This window comes from Solicola agrisoli, assembly GCF_049059935.1.
GTDB lineage: Bacteria > Actinomycetota > Actinomycetes > Propionibacteriales > Nocardioidaceae > JAURVT01.
Genome location: NZ_JBMGQR010000011.1, coordinates 34,433 through 53,247, shown reverse-complemented (window position 1 = coordinate 53,247; position 18,815 = coordinate 34,433). Strand labels below are relative to the sequence as shown.

At 74.0% G+C, this 18,815-nt stretch carries 18 protein-coding genes; 11 read left to right on the top strand and 7 right to left on the bottom strand.

The window, feature by feature from the left end; genetic code table 11:
• Positions 1 to 42 precede the first annotated feature (42 nt).
• The 4 genes from ACI6PP_RS06310 to ACI6PP_RS06295 all read left to right on the top strand — a co-directional run bounded on the left by ACI6PP_RS06310 (position 43) and on the right by ACI6PP_RS06295 (position 3,206).
• Positions 43 to 327, top strand: coding sequence for a WhiB family transcriptional regulator (locus ACI6PP_RS06310; RefSeq protein ID WP_421110040.1), 285 nt, complete (start codon positions 43 to 45; stop codon positions 325 to 327).
• A 14-nt stretch (positions 328 to 341) separates the two neighbouring features.
• Positions 342 to 1,121 carry a class I SAM-dependent methyltransferase gene (locus tag ACI6PP_RS06305; protein WP_421110038.1) on the top strand — a complete coding sequence of 260 codons (780 nt, stop codon included), beginning with the start codon at positions 342 to 344 and terminating at the stop codon, positions 1,119 to 1,121.
• Between the two features lie 99 nt (positions 1,122 to 1,220).
• On the top strand, positions 1,221 to 1,646 hold the full coding sequence (locus ACI6PP_RS06300) for a hypothetical protein (RefSeq protein ID WP_421110036.1): 426 nt from the start codon (positions 1,221 to 1,223) through the stop codon (positions 1,644 to 1,646).
• A gap of 45 nt (positions 1,647 to 1,691) precedes the next feature.
• Positions 1,692 to 3,206: a fused MFS/spermidine synthase gene (locus ACI6PP_RS06295; protein ID WP_421110035.1), complete on the top strand. Its 1,515-nt coding sequence runs from the start codon at positions 1,692 to 1,694 to the stop codon at positions 3,204 to 3,206.
• Between the two features lie 9 nt (positions 3,207 to 3,215).
• Here ACI6PP_RS06295 and ACI6PP_RS06290 read toward each other — a convergent pair whose 3' ends face one another.
• Positions 3,216 to 3,758, bottom strand: a complete 543-nt coding sequence (locus ACI6PP_RS06290; RefSeq protein WP_421110033.1) for a hypothetical protein — start codon at positions 3,756 to 3,758, stop codon at positions 3,216 to 3,218.
• A 196-nt stretch (positions 3,759 to 3,954) separates the two neighbouring features.
• Between ACI6PP_RS06290 and ACI6PP_RS06285 the strand changes: the two genes are divergently transcribed.
• Positions 3,955 to 5,214 (top strand): D-arabinono-1,4-lactone oxidase, encoded by a 1,260-nt coding sequence (locus ACI6PP_RS06285; protein ID WP_421110032.1) that lies wholly within the window; start codon positions 3,955 to 3,957, stop codon positions 5,212 to 5,214.
• 94 nt (positions 5,215 to 5,308) lie between these two features.
• Here the strand turns inward: ACI6PP_RS06285 and ACI6PP_RS06280 are convergent, their stop codons facing one another.
• Complete coding sequence (locus tag ACI6PP_RS06280; RefSeq protein ID WP_421110031.1) at positions 5,309 to 6,334, bottom strand: PHP domain-containing protein; 1,026 nt, start codon at positions 6,332 to 6,334, stop codon at positions 5,309 to 5,311.
• A 32-nt stretch (positions 6,335 to 6,366) separates the two neighbouring features.
• Positions 6,367 to 6,756: a thioredoxin gene (gene trxA / locus ACI6PP_RS06275; protein WP_421110029.1), complete on the bottom strand. Its 390-nt coding sequence runs from the start codon at positions 6,754 to 6,756 to the stop codon at positions 6,367 to 6,369.
• Between the two features lie 103 nt (positions 6,757 to 6,859).
• Between trxA and ACI6PP_RS06270 the strand changes: the two genes are divergently transcribed.
• Positions 6,860 to 9,994 carry an ATP-binding protein gene (locus tag ACI6PP_RS06270; protein ID WP_421110027.1) on the top strand — a complete coding sequence of 1,045 codons (3,135 nt, stop codon included), beginning with the start codon at positions 6,860 to 6,862 and terminating at the stop codon, positions 9,992 to 9,994.
• 4 nt (positions 9,995 to 9,998) lie between these two features.
• Here ACI6PP_RS06270 and ACI6PP_RS06265 read toward each other — a convergent pair whose 3' ends face one another.
• The 4 genes from ACI6PP_RS06265 to ACI6PP_RS06250 all read right to left on the bottom strand — a co-directional run bounded on the left by ACI6PP_RS06265 (position 9,999) and on the right by ACI6PP_RS06250 (position 14,318).
• Entirely contained in the window at positions 9,999 to 10,829 is an 831-nt protein-coding gene (locus ACI6PP_RS06265) for an ABC transporter permease (RefSeq protein WP_421110026.1), read from the bottom strand.
• Entirely contained in the window at positions 10,826 to 11,815 is a 990-nt protein-coding gene (locus ACI6PP_RS06260) for an ATP-binding cassette domain-containing protein (protein ID WP_421110025.1), read from the bottom strand. The genes ACI6PP_RS06265 and ACI6PP_RS06260 overlap by 4 nt, the downstream gene beginning before the upstream one ends.
• 94 nt (positions 11,816 to 11,909) lie before the next feature.
• The gene (locus ACI6PP_RS06255; RefSeq protein ID WP_421110024.1) at positions 11,910 to 12,941 is read right to left on the bottom strand and encodes an alpha/beta hydrolase-fold protein; all 1,032 of its coding nucleotides are present in this window, start codon (positions 12,939 to 12,941) and stop codon (positions 11,910 to 11,912) included.
• A gap of 207 nt (positions 12,942 to 13,148) precedes the next feature.
• The gene (locus ACI6PP_RS06250; protein WP_421110023.1) at positions 13,149 to 14,318 is read right to left on the bottom strand and encodes a pyridoxal phosphate-dependent aminotransferase; all 1,170 of its coding nucleotides are present in this window, start codon (positions 14,316 to 14,318) and stop codon (positions 13,149 to 13,151) included.
• 43 nt (positions 14,319 to 14,361) lie between these two features.
• Between ACI6PP_RS06250 and ACI6PP_RS06245 the strand changes: the two genes are divergently transcribed.
• From ACI6PP_RS06245 to fbaA, 5 genes are read left to right on the top strand one after another with little or no spacing between them, the layout of a single operon-like run.
• Positions 14,362 to 15,048 (top strand): class E sortase, encoded by a 687-nt coding sequence (locus tag ACI6PP_RS06245; protein ID WP_421110022.1) that lies wholly within the window; start codon positions 14,362 to 14,364, stop codon positions 15,046 to 15,048.
• Positions 15,049 to 15,096: 48 nt separating this feature from the next.
• A complete protein-coding gene (gene pyrE, locus ACI6PP_RS06240; RefSeq protein ID WP_421110021.1) occupies positions 15,097 to 15,639 on the top strand; it encodes an orotate phosphoribosyltransferase in 543 nt (180 codons plus the stop codon).
• Entirely contained in the window at positions 15,636 to 16,259 is a 624-nt protein-coding gene (locus ACI6PP_RS06235; RefSeq protein ID WP_421110020.1) for a TrmH family RNA methyltransferase, read from the top strand. Before pyrE ends, ACI6PP_RS06235 begins: the two co-directional genes overlap by 4 nt.
• A gap of 10 nt (positions 16,260 to 16,269) precedes the next feature.
• The gene (locus ACI6PP_RS06230; protein ID WP_421110019.1) at positions 16,270 to 17,631 is read left to right on the top strand and encodes an FAD-dependent oxidoreductase; all 1,362 of its coding nucleotides are present in this window, start codon (positions 16,270 to 16,272) and stop codon (positions 17,629 to 17,631) included.
• 39 nt (positions 17,632 to 17,670) lie between these two features.
• On the top strand, positions 17,671 to 18,690 hold the full coding sequence (gene fbaA, locus ACI6PP_RS06225; protein WP_421110018.1) for a class II fructose-bisphosphate aldolase: 1,020 nt from the start codon (positions 17,671 to 17,673) through the stop codon (positions 18,688 to 18,690).
• Positions 18,691 to 18,815 lie beyond the last annotated feature (125 nt).

Sequence of the window (18,815 nt, the reverse complement as noted above, 5' to 3'; positions counted from 1 at the left end):
GAATAGATTTCGACGAACTTCACCCCGGCGACAAGGACCACCATGGCGAACCTCACGCGACTCCCGTCCCCCATCCAGGACAGCTACGAGTGGCAGTATGAGGGCGCCTGCAACGACGCCGACCCCGAGACCTTCTTCTCGCCCGAGTTCGAGCGCGGCCCGCGTCGCCGTGCACGTGAGAGCGCCGCCAAGTCGTTCTGCGCGCGCTGCCCCGTCGTCGACGCGTGCCGCGAGCACGCCCTGTCGGTCCAGGAGCCGTTCGGCGTCTGGGGCGGTCTGACCACCCACGAGCGCCAGGACCTCCTGCAGCAGCGCGAGGTCTCCTGACCCATCCTGGTCCCATGACGCGGGACGACCTCGTGCTCGCCCTTCGCGAGGTCGGCTGCGCGTTCGCCGAGGAGGAGGCCGACCAGGTGCTGCGGCACCCGGAGGTCGAGCCCGCCGAGGTGGTCGGTCGCCGGGCGGCCGGGGAGCCGCTCGAGCAGATCCTGCGGAGCGTCACCCTGGGAGGCCTCGACCTCCACGTCGGGCCGGGGTTGTTCGTCCCCCGCCAGCGCACCGCGCTGCTGGCCTCGCTCGCCGTCGCCGCGTGCCGGGCCCGCCCGCAGGCGGTCTTCGTCGAGCTGTGCTGCGGTGCGGCGCCCGTCGCCGCGTCGGTCGAGCGCGCCGACGTCGCCGCCGTGGTCGTCGCCACCGACGTCGACCCGCGGTGCGTGCCGGTCGCGTCCTCGAACCTGCGCACCACGCTGGTGGCGTCGGGTGACCTGTTCGACGCGGTGCCCCCGACCCTGCGGGGCCGTCTCGACGTCGTCGCCGCGGTGCCGCCGTACGTGCCGGCGGGCGACGTGGGCCTGCTGCCCGCCGAGGCGCGCGACCACGAGCCCGGCGCGGCGCTCGCGGCGGGCGACGACGGGCTCGACGTCGTCCGACGCCTTCTCGACCTCGCTCCGGGCTGGCTCTCGCCCCGGGGGGTCCTGCTCCTGGAGATGGGCCGCACGCAGGTGCGGGCCGCGACCGACGCGGCGGCACGGGCCGGTCTGCGGCCGCAGCGGGTCGACCTGCGCCCGGACCGCACCGCCGTGGTGACGTCGGCCATGGTCTCCGCGCCCGCGACGACGTAGGATCTCGCCTCGGGCCGTCGGAGCGGCTCGGACCTCTCGGCGTCGGACCCGTGCGCCACGATCCACCGAGAACTTGAGCTGCGAGAAACGAGTTCGCCGATGTCCCGGACAGTCGAGCCCGACGGCCGACCGTCGCGCTCCCACGACGAGCCCGACGGCGATCCGGCGATCGTGCTGGTGCACCCGCTGCAGGGGCCGTCGACGCAGGTGGTGCTGACGCTGTCGGCCGGCCAGGCGTCCGGGTTCAGGCAGCTCCTGTCCTCCCGCTCCCTGCCGTGCGACCTGCTCGCCGAGCGCGACCGCAGCGGTCTGGTGGAGCTCCGGGTGGACGTGGGCGACGACCCCCGCTCGGTCGACGACGTCGCGGACTGCCTGGAGATCTTCCTGCAGCTGCTGGGGAGGGCGGTCTTCGGGCAGGTCGCGAACCCCTCGCTCGTGGACGTCGCACGCCAGGGCCGCAACGTCGTCGCCGAGGAGGTCGGGCGCGCGTTCGACCCGCTCCGTCCCTTCCTGCCCTGCCCCTGAGACGCCCGCGTCGGGTGCCCACCCACCCGGTGGCAGGATCACCGGGTGAGCCAGGACCCACCCCGCCCTGCCGAGTCGCTCGGACCCGTCGCCGCCCACGCGCTCGTCTTCGGCTCGTCGGCGGCCGTCCTCGTCGTCGAGCTGGTGGCCCTGCGGCTGCTCGCCCCGTACCTCGGGCTCACGCTGCAGACCAACACCCTGGTGATCGGCATCGCGCTGGCCGCGATCGCCTTCGGCTCGTGGGCCGGGGGACGGTTCGCCGACCTCGTCCCGCCGCGCCGCACGCTCGCGCCGCTCCTGGCGGTCTCCGGCGCCGTGGTCGTCGCGACCCCGTTCCTCGTCCGCACCACCGGTGAGCTGGCCCGGGGCGGCGACCAGACCTCGGTGCTGGGGGTCGCGGCGCTGACCATCCTGGTGCCCGGCGCGCTGCTGTCGGCCGTGACGCCGATGGTCACCAAGCTGCGGCTGACCACGCTCGACGAGACGGGCTCGGTCGTCGGACGCCTGTCCGGCGTCGGGACCACCGGTGCCATCGTCGGCACGGTCCTCACCGGGTTCGTGTTCGTCGCCGCGGTGCCCGTCACCGCGATCCTGGTGGCGCTCGGCATCGTCCTGCTGGTGGGGGCGGTCGCCGTCGGCATCGGGACGCGCGGCTGGCGCGGTGCGGTGGCGCCGGTGGTCGTGACGCTGATCGGCGCGACGGCGTCGGCCCTGGCCCCCGGCGACTGCGACGTCGAGACCACCTACCACTGCGCGCGGGTGGTCGCCGACCCCGAGCGTCCCAGCGGGCGCATCCTCGAGCTCGACACCCTGCGGCACTCCTACGTCGACCTCGAGGACCCGACGTTCCTCGACTTCGACTACGTGCAGGCGGTGGCCTCGCTCACCGACACCGCGTGGCCGTCCGGGCAGGCGCTGCGGGCTTACCACGTGGGCGGCGGCGGGCTGACGCTGCCGCGCTACCTCGACGAGGTGCGCCCCGGCACCCGCAGCCTGGTCTCGGAGATCGACGCCGGCGTCGTCGGGATCGACCGCGACCGCCTCGGGCTGACGACGGGCGAAGGCATCGACGTCCGCGTCGAGGACGGCCGCCGCGGCATCGAGCGGCTCACCGACACGAGCCGCGACCTCGTCGTCGGCGACGCGTTCGGCGGCGTCGCCGTGCCCTGGCACCTCACCACGCAGGAGACGGCCCGCGCGGTGCACCGCGTCCTGGTGGACGACGGCGTCTACGCGGTCAACCTGATCGACTACGGGCCGATGGACTTCGCCCGCGCCGAGGTGGCCACGCTGGCCTCGGTGTTCGACCACGTGGTCGTCACGGCGAACCCCGACACCCTCGACGGCGACCGCGGCGGCAACGTGGTGGTGCTGGCCTCGGACCGCGAGCTCGACGCCGACGCGCTGCAGGCGCGCCTCGACGGACGCAGCACCCCCTACACGGTGCGCACGGGCGCCGAGGTCGCCGACTTCGCCGGCGACGCCCGCGTGCTCACCGACGACTTCGCGCCGGTCGACCAGCTGGTGACGCCCTACCCGCCGGCGGGCCCTGCCCGCTGACGCGCGGCGTCAGGCGTCCTCGTGCTCCAGCTGGGGCAGGGAGGTCGTCTCGGACCGGACGCCGGCGACGGCGGACAGCACGGCGGCGACCAGGGCGCCGCTGAGCGACACGACGAGCCAGCACGTGGTGAGCAGGTCGACGTCCGACGCCGGGGCGAGCGGGGCGAGCATCTCCCACGGGACGATCATCGCCGACAGCACGAGCGCGAAGCTCACGCCGAGCGGCAGGCCCCACGAGCGGTCGAGCTCGTCGACGGCGTGCTCGCGCGACAGCAGGTCGGCGCGGAACTCGGTCAGCCCCGTCCTCTCCGAGTCGGCCCAGGCGCGGTGCCGGGCGTTGCGGTGCACGTGGGCCCGACGCACCGTCACGTGGCAGACCAGACCGGCCGCGATGCCCACGGTGGCGAGGACCAGGGCGAGGATCGACAGCACGTGCGACGGGCGGAAGAACGAGGCGAGGATGATCGCGGCGGTCGACGTCAGCGTCAGCAGGTAGCCCGTCTGCAGGGACGCGGGATCGTCGTGGTCGGCGCGCGCGAACAGTCGGTTCATCAAGTCCTCAGGTGGGGTGCACGGTGCGGTGTCGTCACCCCAGTGAACGACACGACGACCGCTTTGGCTCCATCGGTGATCGTGATCTTCACCACCACCTCCGGCGACCTCCTCCAGGTGGGTCAGGGGCTTGGTCCGACCCCTAGGATTGCGTCGCCCCACCCGTCTGGGACGGGCCGACGCGGAGGGGTCTCACATGCTCACCAACTGGGCGGGGAACGTCACGTTCTCCACCGACGTCCTGCACCGGCCGACGACGGTCGAGCAGCTGCAACAGGTCGTGGCCGACGCCCGCCGGCTGCGCGTCCTCGGCTCCGGCCACTCCTTCTCGACGGTGGCCGACTCCGACGCCGCGCTCGTCACCGTCCGCGGGCTGGACCTGCCCAGCGTCGTCGAGCCCGGCGGCGAGCTGGTCACCGTCGCCGCCGGACGGCACTTCGGGGAGGTCGCGGCCGAGCTGACGTCCTGGGGGCGCGCCCTGCACAACCTGGGCTCGCTGCCCCACATCTCGCTGGCCGGCGCCGTCGCCACGGGCACCCACGGGTCGGGCGACGCCCTGGGCAACCTCTCGACGGCCGTCGAGGGCGTCGAGCTGGTCACCGCCGACGGCGAGCTCGTCACGCTCACCCGGGCCGACGACCCCGACGTCTTCGGCGGAGCCGTGCTCGCGCTCGGCTCGCTGGGCGTCATGACGCGCCTGACGGTGCGCACCCAGCCCGCGTTCGACGTGCGTCAGGACGTCTGGCTCGACGTCCCGCTCGAGACCTACGTCGAGCAGATGGCCGAGGTGATGGCCGCCGGCTACAGCGTCAGCGCGTTCACCGACTGGTCGCGCCCGGACGTGCTCGAGAAGGTCTGGGTGAAGTCGCGCGTGGACGTCGTCGGCGACGGCCCCGCCGAGCCCGAGCGGTGGGGCGGCACGCTGGCCACCACCGCCCAGCACGCGATCACCGGCATCGACCCCAGCGCGGCCACCCAGCAGCTCGGCGTCCCCGGGCCGTGGAACGAGCGGCTGCCGCACTTCCGCCTCGCGTTCACGCCGAGCAGCGGCGACGAGATCCAGTCCGAGTACCTGGTGCCCCGCGAGCACGGGCCCGAGGCCGTCCGGGCGCTGCGCGCCGTGGCGCACCTGTTCCCCGGGGTGCTGCTCGTGCACGAGATCCGCACCGTCGCCGCCGACGACCTGTGGATCAGCCCGACCCACCAGCGCGACGCCGTCGCCCTGCACTTCACCTGGACCGACGACGCCGCCCGCGTCATGCCCGTCGTCGCCGCCGTCGAGGAGGCCATCGCGCCGTTCTCGCCGCGTCCCCACTGGGGCAAGGTCTTCTCCCTCGACCCCGCCGACGTCGCCGCCTCCTACCCGCGCATGGACGACCTCGTCGCCCTCGTCCGCAAGAGCGACCCCGACGGCGTCTTCGTCAACGACTTCACCCGCCGCCACCTCGGCCTCTGAGTCCCCGCCGTCCGGCGTTGACTTCCGGCTCAGTTACCTGTCGGCGACCCCGACAGGTAGCTGAGGCGGAACTCGACGAGCACTCGCCCCGGGGTCAGAGGGCGGTGCGGTGCTCGGCGGTCCAGGCGAGCAGGTCGTCGGCGGACCACGCGTTGACGACGCGGTCGGGGCCGAGGCCGGCCTGCGTGGCGCGGGCGCAGCCGTAGCCGAGGAAGTCCAGCTGGCCGGGGGCGTGGGCGTCGGTGTCGATCGAGAACAGGCAGCCGGTGTCGCGGGCCAGCTCGATCAGGCGCATCGGGGGGTCGCGACGCTCCGGACGGCTGTTGATCTCGACGGCGGTGTCGAAGCGGGCGCACGCCTCGAACACCATCTCGGCGTCGAACGCCGACTCCGGACGGGTGCCGCGTCCGCCCTCCACGAGCCGCCCGGTGCAGTGCCCGAGGACGTCGACGTGCGGGTTGGCCGCGGCGGTCACCATCCGGCGGGTCATCGTGTCGGAGTCGGCCTTGAGCTTGGAGTGGACGCTCGCCACCACGACGTCGAGCCGCTCGAGCAGCTCGGCCTCCTGGTCGAGCGAGCCGTCGTCGAGGATGTCGACCTCGATGCCGGTGAGCACGCGGAACGGCGCGAGCTCGGCGTTCAGCCCGGCCACCACGTCCAGCTGACGGCGCAGCCGCTCCGGCGACAGGCCGTTGGCGACGGTCAGGCGGGGGGAGTGGTCGGTGAGCGCGCAGTACTCGTGGCCGAGGGACGCGGCGGTGCGCATCATCTCGGCGATCGGGCTGCCGCCGTCGGACCAGTCCGAGTGCGTGTGCAGGTCGCCCTTGAGGGCCGCGCGCAGGTCGGCGCCCTCGGGCCCGATGGGCTCGGCCTCGTCGCGGACGGTCGCCAGCTTGTCGGGCACGCGGCCCGCGACGGCCTGGCTGATCGCCTTGGCCGTGCTCGGGCCGATGCCCGGCAGGTCCTTCCACTGCCGCGACGTCTCCAGCGCGGACCGCTCGTCGGCGTCCAGCGCCTCGACGACGTCGGCCGCGCGCCGGTAGGCCTGGACCCGGTGGGTGTCGGCGCGGGCGCGCTCCATCCAGAAGCCGATCTCGCGCAGTGCCGCCACCGGGTCCATGGGACCAGTCTGCCCGCAGGAGCGGACCGGCGTCAGGCCTGAGCGGCGTCGTCGCCCTCGGCGGCCTTCTGCGCCTCGACCTGGCGGTGGACGTCGACCATGTCGACCTCGCGCACGGCGCCGATCAGCTGCTCGAGCGACGGGGCCGGCAGCGCGCCCGCCTCGTTGAACAGGCAGACGCCGTCGCGGAACGCCATCAGCGTGGGGATCGAGGAGATGCCGAGGCTGCCGGCGAGCTGCTGCTCGGCCTCGGTGTCGACCTTGGCGAAGGTGATGTCGGCGTGCTGCTCCGAGGCGGCCTCGAACACCGGGCCGAACTGGCGGCACGGTCCGCACCACTCGGCCCAGAAGTCCACGAGCACGATGCCGTCGCCCTCGATGGTCTCCATGAAGCGGTCGGCGGTCAGGGTGGTGGTGCTCACGGGGAGTCCTTCCGGTGCGGTCGGTGTGCCTTCACCTGGTGACAACCACCGCCCCCCGACACCGATTCCCTGCGCCGACGGCGACCGCTCCTATGCTGGCCGGGTGCCCGCCGCCCTGACGCTCCTCGACGGGGTGCGCTGGCAGGGTGAGGTGGTCGTCGGCGAACGTCCGCAGGCCCTGCTCGCCGCTCTCGCCGAGGAGCCGCGGGGCCCGTCGGTGGAGCGCCTGGTCGAGGAGGTGTGGGCCGACGACCGACCCGCGCACCCCACCAAGGCGCTGCAGGTGCTCGTGTCGCGGGTGCGTGCCGCCACCGCCGCCGACGTCGTCGAGCGCACCCCGACCGGCTACCGCCTCGGCGTCGCCCGGGCGGACGTGGACGCGCTCGCGCAGGCCGACCTCGTCGCCGACGCGCGTGCCGCCTACGCCGCGGGGCGTCACGACGACGCCGTGCGCGCCGCCGACGCCGCCCTCGCGCTGGGTGGTCCCGGCGCACCGGGCGCCGACGGGGCGCTGGCGTCGGTGCGTCGCCGGTCGGAGTCGCTGCGCGCCGAGGCGTCGCTCGTCGGCGCGATGGCCGCGAGCCGTGCGGGCGACCACGCCGCCGCCCTCGCCGTGCTCGAGCGGGCCGCCGCCCAGCGTCCGGACGACGAGGAGCTGCTCGACTGCCTGCTGCGCAGCGAGGCCGTCGTCCGCGGTCACGCCGCGGCGCTCGCGCGCTACGACGGGCACCGCACCCGGCTGCTCGAGCGGCTCGGTGCCAGTCCCGGCGCGGCGCTGCAGCGCACGTACGGCGAGCTGCTCGCCCAGGACGCCCCCGTGCGCTCGGGCCTGCGCTACGACGCCACCGACCTCGTGGGCCGCGACGACGACGTGGCCGCGCTCCGCGAGCTGGTCCGCCGCTCGCGCGTGACCTCCGTGGTCGGCGCGGGCGGCCTGGGCAAGACCCGCCTCGCGCAGCTGCTCGCGCGCACCGCGGAGCAGCCGGTGGTGCACGTCGTCGAGCTCGTGGGCGTCACCTCGCCCGACGACGTCGTCGCCGAGGTGGGCTCGGCGCTCGGCGTCCGCGAGTCCGTCGGCGGACGGTCGCGGCTGACGCCCGAGCAGCGCGCCGACGTCCGCACCCGGATCGCCCACCAGCTCGACACCGCGCCGTCGCTGCTCGTGCTCGACAACTGCGAGCACCTCGTGGAGGCGGTGGCCGACCTGGTGGCCTCGCTCGTGGCGTCCACCCGCGACCTGCGCGTCCTCACCACCACCCGCGCGCCGCTCGGCATCGCCGCCGAGCGCGTCTACCCCCTCGGTGCGCTCGCCCCCCACGACGCGGCGGCGCTGTTCGTGCAGCGCGCCCGCGCCGCGCGTCCGTCGGTGCGGCTCGACGACGCGGTCGTCGCCGAGCTCGTCGGGCACCTGGACGGACTGCCGCTGGCCGTCGAGCTGGCCGCCGCGCGCGTGCGGGCGATGTCGGTCGAGGAGGTGCTGCGACGCCTCGGCGACCGGTTCGCCCTGCTCCGCGGTGGCGACCGCGGCGCACCCGACCGGCACCAGACGCTGCTCGCGGTCATCGACTGGTCCTGGAACCTCCTCGCCGAGCCCGAGCGGCGTGCGCTGCGCCGGCTGTCGGTCTTCCACGACGGGTTCGGCCTCGACGGCGCCGAGGCGGTCACGGGCACCGTCGACGACCCGCTGGACGCCGTCGCGCAGCTCGTCGACCAGTCCCTCCTCGACGTCGCGGAGGGCCCGGACGGCCTGCGCTACCGGATGCTCGAGACGGTCCGCGAGTTCGGGCGCGTGCAGCTCGCCGCCGCCGGCGAGAGCGCCGAGACCGAGGACGCCCAGCGCCGGTGGGCGGTCGACCTCGCGACGCGGGCGTCGAGCCTGCTGCGCGGTCCGCACGAGGCCGACGGCGTCCGCCTGGTGCGGCCGGAGGACGCCAACCTCGCCGACGTGCTCCGCCAGGTGCTCGCCGCCGGCGACGCCGCGTCGGCCGTGGTGCTCGTGGGGGCGCTCGGCCGCTACTGGACGATCGTCGGCGACCACCAGCGTGTCATCTCCGTGGTCGCCGCGGTCGAGGGCGTGCTGGCCGACTGGGAGCCGCCGCCCCACCTGCTCGACCCGACGCGCGAGGTGCTCGCCACGCTCTCCACCCACGCCGTGCTGTTCGGTGCCGCCGAGAGCTCGGTGTCGGTCGACCGGCTGGCGCAGCTCGGTGCCGTGGGGGCCGACGACCGTGTCTCGGCGCAGGTGCGGGTGGTGCTCGCCCTGGCCGGGCACCGCGACACCCTCGCCGCGCTGACGGCCCTCGTCGACGACCCCGACCGGCTGGTGCGGCTCCAGGCGCTCGGCTGGGCCGGCCACTTCCAGGAGAACGAGGGCGACCCGCAGGCGGCGGCGCGGTCGCTCGAGCTGGCACTCACGCTGTGGCGCGAGGAGGACGGGCCGTCGGCGGCGGCGGGCCTGCGCGCCCAGCTCGCGTCGATCTGGATGCAGGTGGGCGACCTCGAGGCGGCCGAGCGTCACGCGCGCGCCGCCCTGGTGCCCCTGCGCGAGGTCGGGGCCGTCGAGGACGAGCTGGAGGTGCGGGCGCTGCTCGCGCTGGTCGACCTGCACCGCGGGCGCCTGGACGACGCCGCGGCCGCGATCGCGGAGCTCGAGCACGACGTCGCGGTGGCGGGCGGCATCGGCAGCACCCTCGTGGTGGCCGCGAGCCGGGCCGAGCTGTCCCTCGCCCGGGGCGATGTCGAGGAGGGGGTGCGCCGGTACGACGAGGCGATGACCCGCCTGCGGGGCGTGCGTCCGCTCGGCCGGCGCGCCACCGACGAGCGCGGCTACGAGCCGTGGACGGTGTTCGGCGAGGCGTCCTCGGCGTCGGCGCGCGCCCTGCTGGACGACGACCCCGTCGGCCGCGAGCTGGCCGCGGCCCTCGTGCCCAAGGCGGCCCGGCTGGTGGAGGGACGCGCAGGACGGCTCGACTACCCGATCGTCGGGCTGGTCCTGTACGCGCTGGCCGTCTGGCAGCTCAAGCCCGGCGGCGCCGGACCGGCCACCGCGGCCCGGCTGCTCGTCCACGCCGAGGTGTTCGGCGCCAACCGCTCGTCGCCGTCGATGAGCTGGTCACGGATCACCGGTCCGGTCGAGGCGGCCGAGCCGGGCTTGCTCGACCGCCTGCGCGCCGACGTCGCCGGGCGCCGCGCGCCCGAGCTCCGCCGGGACGTCCTCGACGTCCTGGCCGAGCTCTGAGCCGTCAGACCTTGGTCGCGTAGCTGCGCACCGCCAGCGGCGCGAACACCGCGACGACGACCGCGCAGCCCAGCAGCGCGAGCCCGACCTGGCCGGTCACCTGTCCGCCGTTCATCAGGTCGCGCACCGCCGAGACCACGTGCGAGACCGGGTTGACCTTGACGAACGCGGCCAGCCAGCCCGGCAGCGTGTTTACGGGCACGAACGCGTTGGACAGGAACGTCAGCGGGAACATGATCATCATCGAGATGCCCTGGACGCTCTGCGCCGAGCGCGCCTTGGTGCCCACCCAGGTGAAGACCCAGGCCAGCGACCAGCCGGCGACGACGACCAGCAGGATGCCGGCGACCACGCCGACCGGTCCGCCGCCGGGGCGGTACCCGAGCAGCAGGCCCATCGTCAGGGTGAGGACGGCGGCCGTGGTGTAGCGCAGCAGGTCGGCCACCGTCGGGCCGGCGAGCGGGGAGATGCGGGCGATGGGCAGCGACCGGAACCGGTCGAACACGCCCTTGTCCATGTCCTCGCGCAGCTGGACGCCCGTCGCCATGCAGGCGGTCAGGGCGGTCTGCGCCAGGATGCCGGGGATGATGATCGGCAGGTAGCTGGCGACGTCGCCGCTGATCGCGCCGCCGAAGATGAACGCGAACATCGCCGTGAAGAGCAGCGGCTGGATGGTCACGTCGAAGAACTGCTCGGGGTTGCGTCGCATCTTGATCGTCGAGCGCCACGCCATCGAGAGCGTCTGGCTCACCACCTCGACGGGCGTCAGGTGCGGGCGGACGGTGCTCGGGTCGAGCGTGGCGGTGGGGTGCGGGGCGGGGGCGAGGGTGGTCATGAGGCCGTCTCCAGGAGGTGCTGGGCCGGGGCGTCGGCCCCGTCGGTGGTGGGCTGGCCGGTCAGGGCGAGGAAGACCTCGTCCAGGCTCGGCTTGCGGACGCTCAGCTGCGCGACGGCCACGCCGGCGTCGCGCAGGGCGACGATGACGTCGGCGGCGCGGTCGGCGTCGTCGAGCGCGACGCTCAGCTCGCTGCGCTCGGGGCTGACGGTGGGCACCTCGCCGACGGCGCGCTCGACGGCGCGGACGGCGTCGGCGAGCCGGGCGTCGTCGGCCAGGCGGAGCTGCAGGCTGGACGCGCCGACCTGCGACTTGAGCTGGTCGGGGGTGCCCTCGGCGACCTTGCGGCCGCCGTCGATGACCGCGACGCGGTCGGCGAGCTGGTCGGCCTCGTCGAGGTACTGCGTGGTGAGCAGCACGGTGGAGCCGCCCGCGACCAGGGTGCGGATGGTGTCCCACATCTGCCCGCGGGTGCGCGGGTCGAGACCGGTGGTGGGCTCGTCCAGGAAGATCAGCGGCGGGCGCCGGATCAGGCTGGCGGCGAGGTCGAGACGGCGCCGCATGCCGCCGGAGAACTGCGAGATCGGACGGTCGGCGGCCTCCTCGAGGCCGAACGTCTCCAGCAGGTCGGCGGCGGTGCTGCGGGCCTCGGGCCGGCGCAGGCCGAGCAGCCGGCCGAACAGCACGAGGTTCTCCCGGGCGGTGAGGCCCTCGTCGACGGACGCGTACTGGCCGGTGACGCCGACGAGCTGGCGGACCTCGTGGGCCCGCGAGGCGACGTCGACGCCGAAGACCTCGGCGTGGCCGCCGTCGATCCTCAGCAGCGTGGCGAGCATCGACAGCATGGTGGTCTTGCCGGCCCCGTTGGGGCCGAGGACGCCGTAGACCTCGCCGCGGCGGACGTCGAGGTCGATGCCGTCGACGGCGCGGTGGGTGCCGAAGGTCTTGACCAGGCCCTCGGCCAGGACGGCGGGGTGGTCGCTCATGGTTCCTCCTCGGTGGGTGGGGTGACACCGAGGACTCTGCGGTCCGCCGGTTTCACCGCGCACTCACCGCGGTTTCACGGCCCGCCCGGGAGGCTCAGGGCGTCATCTGGTGCGCCAGCCAGGAGAGCGCGAGGGGGTAGCGGTACTCGATGCCTCCGTGGCCGCCCTCGAAGTGCTCGAACGCGAGCCGGTCGGCCGGGAGGCCGACGTCGAGCAGGCCGTCGGCGAACGCCTGCGCCCCGAGGTCGAGGTTCCACTCGTCGCTGGTGCCGCCGTCGACCCAGGCGCCGCGCAGCGAGCGCATGGCCTCGGCGAGGTCGGGCCGCTGCAGCATCCGGACGGGGTCCCACTCCAGCCAGCGCTGCCACAGCCCCTCGTCGAGCACGCCGGTGCGGGTGTCGAACGGCAGCCGCACCGTGCCGTCCTCGTCGGCGGAGAAGCAGGCCGCCACGCCGAGCTCCATGAGCAGCACGTCGTCGGCGGGCTTGGTGCCGGCCACCCGGCTGCTGAAGTCGCGCCACCACGCCCAGATGTCGCCGTCGTAGTCGCGCAGGGCGCGGACGCTCCGGGAGAACTCCGGCAGGTACAGGTACTCGTAGAGCGCGTCGCCGGCGTGGGTCGCCAGCGCCCCGAACAGGTCGGGACGCAGCATGGGCGTGATCATCGCGCCGAACCCGCCCGAGCTCTTGCCGGTGATGGCGCGGTGGTCGCGGTCGGCGAGCGTGCGGTAGCGGTCGTCGACCCACGGGACGACCTCGTCGCACAGGTAGGAGTGGTAGCGGCCCGTGCCGGAGGAGTCGACGAACTGGCTGCCGCCGTAGAGCGTCCACGCGTCGACGTAGACCGCGAGGAAGTCGGGGACGTCGGGGTCGGCCTGCAGCGCGTCGACGGCCTCGGGGGTGGTGGGCCGGTAGGCGCGCCGGTTGTGCCACATCGCGACGTGGCCGGTGTACCCCTGGATCAGGTAGATCGTGGGGTAGCGGCGGTCGGAGTCGTCGTACCCCGGCGGCACCTGCACCCACAGCGGGCGGACGGACGGGTCGCCGAGGGGGTTGTCGCGCAGCAGGACGCTGTCGATCTCGCGCTCGTCCAGACGTCCGGCGGGCTCGGTGGACCAGGGCTTCACGGCGTCTCCTCGGGTCGGTCACGGGACGCGACCACCGTAGCGACACCGTCGGACGTGACCGGGGGAGAAGAACGCCGCCCCGCCACTCTCGGGGGGTGAACGGCGGGGCGGCTGCGGACGGGGGGTCTCGGGTCCCGCCGTCCTTGCTCCAAATGTACCCCCGGATCGCCTCCGTGCCAGACCGAACGCGGAGGTCCGGCGCACCGATCAGGCGCGGCCGCCGCGACGGAGGGCCTCGAGGCGGCCGAGGGCCTCGGTGAGCACCTCCTCGCGCTTGCAGAACGCCCACCGGACGAGCGGTCGGCCGACGTCGACGTGGTCGTAGAACACCTGGTGGGGCACCGCGACCACACCGGCGCGCTCGGGCAGCGACAGGCAGAACTCGAGGCCGTCGTCGAAGCCGAGGGGGCGGATGTCGGTGGTGGCGAAGTAGGTGCCGTCGGGCACGTGGACGTCGAGCCCGAGCGCGTCCAGCCCCTCGCAGAGCTGGTCGCGGCGTCGCTGCAGCTCGTCGCGGACGCCCGCGAAGTAGGCGTCGTCCGATCCCAGCGCCTCGGCGATGGCGGGCTGCAGCGGCGCGCCCGAGGTGAACGTGAGGAACTGCTTGGCGGCGAGCATCGCGCGCACCAGCGGCGCCGGTCCGCTCGCCCAGCCGACCTTCCAGCCGGTGAACGAGAACGTCTTGCCGCCGCTGGAGATCGTCAGGGTCCGCTCGGCCATCCCGGGCAGCGTGCAGATCGGGACGTGCACCCGTCCGTCGAACGTGAGGTGCTCGTAGACCTCGTCGCTGACCACGGTGAGGTCGTGCTCGACGGCGACCCGCGCCACCGCGGCGAGCTCGTCGGGCGTCAGGACGGTGCCGGTCGGGTTGTGCGGGGTGTTGAGCAGGAGCACGCGGGTGCGGTCGGTGACCGCGGCGCGCAGGGCGTCGACGTCCAGGCGGAAGTCGGGCCAGTGCAGCGTCACCGGCCGCCGGACGCCGCCGGCCATCTGGATGCCGGCGACGTACGAGTCGTAGTACGGCTCGAGGACGACGACCTCGTCGCCCGGGTCGACCAGGCCCAGCAGCGCGGCGGCGACGGCCTCGGTGGCGCCCGTCGTCACGGCGACCTCGGTGTCGGGGTCGAGGTCGATGCCGTAGAAGCGGCGCTGGTGGGCGGCGACCGCGTGGCGCAGCTCGGGCACGCCGGGGCCGGGGGCGTACTGGTTGCGACCGCCGCGCATCGCGGCCACGGCGGCGTCGACGACGGACGCGGGACCGTCGGTGTCGGGGAACCCCTGGCCGAGGTTGACCGCGCCGGTGCGCAGGGCCAGGGCCGACATCTCGGCGAAGACGGTGGTGCCGAGGCCACGGGTGCGTTCGCTGTCGGTCTTCACGGCTCCGAGGCTAGCCGTGGCTGTGAGGTGAGACACTGGGCAGGTGAGCGCCACGACTCGGGAGTCGACGACCCCACCTGCCCCCGGCAAGCGCCGACGCTGGGGCACCGCGACGCTGGTCGGTGTCGTGCTGATGGCCGTCGGCGTCTCGATGCTCGGGTACGTGGGCTGGGAGTACTACGGCACCAACATCGTCTCCAAGCGGGCGCAGGCGTCGCTGAGCGAGGGCCTGGACGCGCAGTGGGCGTCGGCCGAGCAGAAGAACCCGGTGCGCGGCGACGCGATCGCCCTCGTGCGCATCCCGCGGTTCGGCAAGACCTACGAGGTGCCGCTGGTCAAGGGCGTCGACCAGAAGTCGCTCGCGCGCGGCATCGGCTGGTTCCCGAGGTCGGCCGAGCCCGGCGCCATCGGCAACTTCGCGATCGCGGGCCACCGCGTCACGCACGGGGAGCCGTTCCGCGACTTCCTGAAGCTGCGCAAGGGCGACACCGTCGTGGTCGAGACGCGCACCGACGTCTACACCTACGTGCTGCGCGACGCCGGCACCGACCGCACCGTCGACTTCACCGACACCTGGGTCACCGACCCCGTGCCGGGCAAGCCGGCCGGCACCACCCCGGTCGACCGGATGATCACGCTGGTCACCTGCTCCGAGCTGTTCCACACCGACGACCGCCAGGTGGTGTTCGGCGACCTGAGGACCGCCGAGCCCAAGCCGCCCCAGACCTGACGCTCGGTCCTGGCCGGACCGTCCGCCGGCTCCTCTAGGGTTCGGGGCATGAGCGACCGCGCGACCGTCATCGAGCAGATCAAGACCAAGGCCGTCGTGCACGGGCGCGTCACGCTGTCGTCGGGCCGCGAGGCCGACTACTACGTCGACATGCGCCGCGTGACGCTCGACGCCGCGGCCGCGCCCGCCATCGGCCGCGTCATGCTCGAGCTCACCGACGACCTGGAGTACGACGCCGTGGGCGGCCTCACGCTGGGCGCCGACCCCGTCGCCAGCGCGATGATGCACCAGGCCGCCGCGCAGGGTCGCGCGCTCGACGCGTTCGTCGTCCGCAAGGCCGAGAAGCAGCACGGCATGCAGCGCCTGATCGAGGGCCCCGACGTCGCCGGGCGGCGGGTGCTCGCCGTCGAGGACACCAACACCACCGGGGGCTCGGTGCTCACCGCCGTCGACGCGCTGGTCGAGGCGGGCGCGATCGTCGTCGGCGTCGCCGTGGTCGTCGACCGCGCCACGGGCGCCGCCGAGCGGATCGCCGAGGCGGGCCACGAGTACCGCTGGGCCGTCGGCAAGGACGAGCTCGGACTGGCGTGACCGAGCCCCCCGAGGTCGGCGTCGGCCCCTGGGAGGGGCCGTGGCCCGACGACGCGCGGCTCGACCCCGAGCTGCTCGAGCACGGCGACCGTCGCAACGTCGTCGACGCCTACCGCTACTGGAGCGTCGAGGCGATCGTCGCCGACCTCGACACCCGTCGTCACCGGCTGCACGTCGCGATCGAGAACTGGCAGCACGACTCCAACATCGGCTCGGTCGTGCGCACCGCCAACGCCTTCAACGTGGCGGCCGTGCACCTGGTCGGACGTCGCCGCTGGAACCGTCGCGGGGCGATGGTCACCGACCGCTACCTGCACCTGCAGCACCACCCGGACGTCGACGCGTTCGCCGCGTGGGCGGCGGGGGAGGGGCTGCCGGTGCTGGGCGTCGACAACGTGCCCGGGTCGGTGCCGCTCGAGACCGCGTCGCTGCCGCGGGCGTGCGTCCTGGTGCTCGGCCAGGAGGGCCCGGGCCTGAGCGAGCAGATGCGCGCCGCCTGCGGCACCACGCTGGCCATCGCCCAGTACGGCTCCACCCGCTCGATCAACGCCGGCGCCGCCGCGGCCGTCGTCATGCACGCCTGGGTCCGTCAGCACGCGGGGCCGCCGCCCGCGTCCTAGGGTCGTGGGCATGACGAAGCGACTGCTCGTGATCGGGGGCGACGCGGCCGGCATGAGCGCGGCGTCGGGCACCAAGCGTCGGCTGGGCGACGACGTCGAGGTGGTGGTCGTCGAGCGGACCACCTGGACGTCGTACTCGGCCTGCGGCATCCCCTACTGGGTGGCCGGCGAGGTCGACGGCCCCGACGGGCTCGTCGCGCGCAGCCCCGAGCAGCACCGCGAGCGCGGCATCGACGTGCGCACCGGTGTCGAGGCCGTCGCGATCCACCCCGACTCGCGCTCGGTCGACGTCCGCGACGCCGACGGCGGCACCGACCGGCTCGAGTACGACGACCTCCTGATCGCCACAGGTGCGGAGCCCGTCCGCCCGCCGCTGCCCGGCATCGACGCCGCTGGCATCCACGGCGTCCAGTCGCTCGACGACGGGTGTCGCCTCGTCGACGCGCTGGCCGACGTGCGGCGCGTGGTCGTCGTCGGCAGCGGGTACATCGGCATCGAGATGGCCGAGGCGTGCCTGCTGCGCGGTCTCGAGGTCACCGTCGTCGACCAGGCCGAGGCGCCGATGACGCTGCTCGATCCCGAGCTCGGCGCGCAGGTGCACGTCGCGATGGACGGCCTCGGCATCACCACGCACATGGGCACCGCCGTGGAGGGCTTCGGCGTGGACGCGCAGGGGCACGTCCGGTCGGTCGAGACGTCCGCCGGCACGCTCGACGCCGACCTGGTGGTCCTCGGGCTCGGCGTCAGGCCGCGCGCGACGCTCGCCGCCGACGCCGGCCTGCCCGTCGGCGACCTGGGCGGGTACGTCGTCGACGAGCACCAGCGCGTGGACGTCGACCGTCACGTGTGGGCCGCCGGCGACTGCGTCGAGTCGCGGCACCGGCTGACCGGCGCGGCGGTGCACGTCCCGCTCGGCACCCACGCCAACAAGCAGGGGTGGGTGGTCGGGCGCAACGTCGGCGCCTCGGGCGACCTCGCGTCCTTCCCTGGCGTCCTCGGCACGGCCGTCACCAAGGTGTGCGACCTCGAGATCGGCATCACCGGGCTCACCGAGCGCGCGGCGCTGGACGCCGGGCTCGACGCCGTCAGCGCGACGATCGAGGCGACCACGCGGGCCGGCTACTACCCGGGCGCCGAGCCGATGACCGTCAAGATGGTGGCCGACGCCGCGACGCGTCGGGTGCTGGGCGCGCAGATCGTCGGACGCGAGGGTTCGGCGCTGCGGATCGACACCGTCGCCACCGCGCTGTGGGCCGGGCTGAGCGTCGACGACGTGATGCTGAGCGACCTCGCGTACGCGCCGCCGTTCTCGCCCACCTGGGACCCGGTGCAGGTGGCCGCTCGTGCTCTGGCCGGTCAGTTGGGATACTGAGCCCGAGCCGCCCCGATCGCCCGTCTGCAAGGAGACACCATGCCCGTCGCCACACCCGAGGTCTACGCCGAGATGCTCGACAAGGCCAAGCGCGAGTCGTACGCGTACCCGGCCGTCAACGTCAGCTCCTCGCAGACCCTGCACGCGGCCCTCGCCGGCTTCGCCGAGGCCGAGAGCGACGGCATCGTCCAGGTCTCCACCGGCGGCGCCGAGTACTGGTCCGGCCCCACCGTCAAGAACATGGCCGCGGGCTCGCTCGCGTTCGCCGCGTTCGCCGAGGAGGCCGCCAAGGCCTACCCGATCAACGTCGCGCTGCACACCGACCACTGCCCCAAGGACAAGCTCGACGGCTTCGTCCGCCCGCTGCTCGCGGCGAGCGAGGAGCGCGTCAAGAGCGGCGGCCTGCCGTGGTTCCAGTCGCACATGTGGGACGGCTCGGCCGTGCCGCTCGAGGAGAACCTCGAGATCGCGCAGGAGCTGCTGGCCCGCGCCGCGGCCGCGCACATCATCCTCGAGGTCGAGATCGGCGTCGTCGGCGGCGAGGAGGACGGCGTCGAGGCCGAGATCAACGAGCAGCTCTACTCGACCCCCGAGGACGCGCTGGCCACCGCCGCCGCGCTCGGTACCGGCGAGAAGGGCCGCTACCTGACCGCGCTGACGTTCGGCAACGTGCACGGCGTCTACAAGCCGGGCAACGTCAAGCTGCGTCCCGAGGTGCTGCAGGCCGCACAGAAGGCGGTCGCGGAGAAGTACGGCAAGGACGAGCCGTTCGACCTGGTGTTCCACGGCGGCTCGGGCTCGCTGCCCGAGGAGATCTCGGCGGCCGTCGACTACGGCGTCGTCAAGATGAACATCGACACCGACACCCAGTACGCCTTCACCCGCCCCGTGGCCGAGCACATGCTCCGCAACTTCGACGGCGTCCTGAAGATCGACGGCGAGGTCGGCAACAAGAAGCAGTACGACCCCCGCGCCTGGGGCAAGCTCGCCGAGGCCGGCATGGCCGCCCGCGTCGCCGAGGCCTGCGCCAACCTCCGCTCCGCCGGCACCCGCGTCTGACACTGGTGTCGATTACCAGGTTCTCCTGGTAATCGGTCGCGAACCACGGCAAGAATGCCGTGGTTCGCGACTGTTCACCGTGGTCTGTCGAGCCCGCCTCGTGTCCACAGGGTGAGTCTCCGACG

What these genes read in the sequence shown, in the direction of transcription:
- fbaA (WP_421110018.1), top strand. Translation starts at nt 17,671, where the DNA reads ATGCCCGTCGCCACACCCGAGGTCTACGCCGAGATGCTCGACAAGGCC.
- ACI6PP_RS06290 (WP_421110033.1), bottom strand. Translation starts at nt 3,758, where the DNA reads ATGAACCGACTGTTCGCGCGCGCCGACCACGACGATCCCGCGTCCCTG.
- ACI6PP_RS06265 (WP_421110026.1), bottom strand. Translation starts at nt 10,829, where the DNA reads ATGACCACCCTCGCCCCCGCCCCGCACCCCACCGCCACGCTCGACCCG.
- ACI6PP_RS06300 (WP_421110036.1), top strand. Translation starts at nt 1,221, where the DNA reads ATGTCCCGGACAGTCGAGCCCGACGGCCGACCGTCGCGCTCCCACGAC.
- ACI6PP_RS06305 (WP_421110038.1), top strand. Translation starts at nt 342, where the DNA reads ATGACGCGGGACGACCTCGTGCTCGCCCTTCGCGAGGTCGGCTGCGCG.
- ACI6PP_RS06280 (WP_421110031.1), bottom strand. Translation starts at nt 6,334, where the DNA reads ATGGACCCGGTGGCGGCACTGCGCGAGATCGGCTTCTGGATGGAGCGC.
- pyrE (WP_421110021.1), top strand. Translation starts at nt 15,097, where the DNA reads ATGAGCGACCGCGCGACCGTCATCGAGCAGATCAAGACCAAGGCCGTC.
- ACI6PP_RS06285 (WP_421110032.1), top strand. Translation starts at nt 3,955, where the DNA reads ATGCTCACCAACTGGGCGGGGAACGTCACGTTCTCCACCGACGTCCTG.
- ACI6PP_RS06310 (WP_421110040.1), top strand. Translation starts at nt 43, where the DNA reads ATGGCGAACCTCACGCGACTCCCGTCCCCCATCCAGGACAGCTACGAG.
- ACI6PP_RS06230 (WP_421110019.1), top strand. Translation starts at nt 16,270, where the DNA reads ATGACGAAGCGACTGCTCGTGATCGGGGGCGACGCGGCCGGCATGAGC.
- ACI6PP_RS06260 (WP_421110025.1), bottom strand. Translation starts at nt 11,815, where the DNA reads ATGAGCGACCACCCCGCCGTCCTGGCCGAGGGCCTGGTCAAGACCTTC.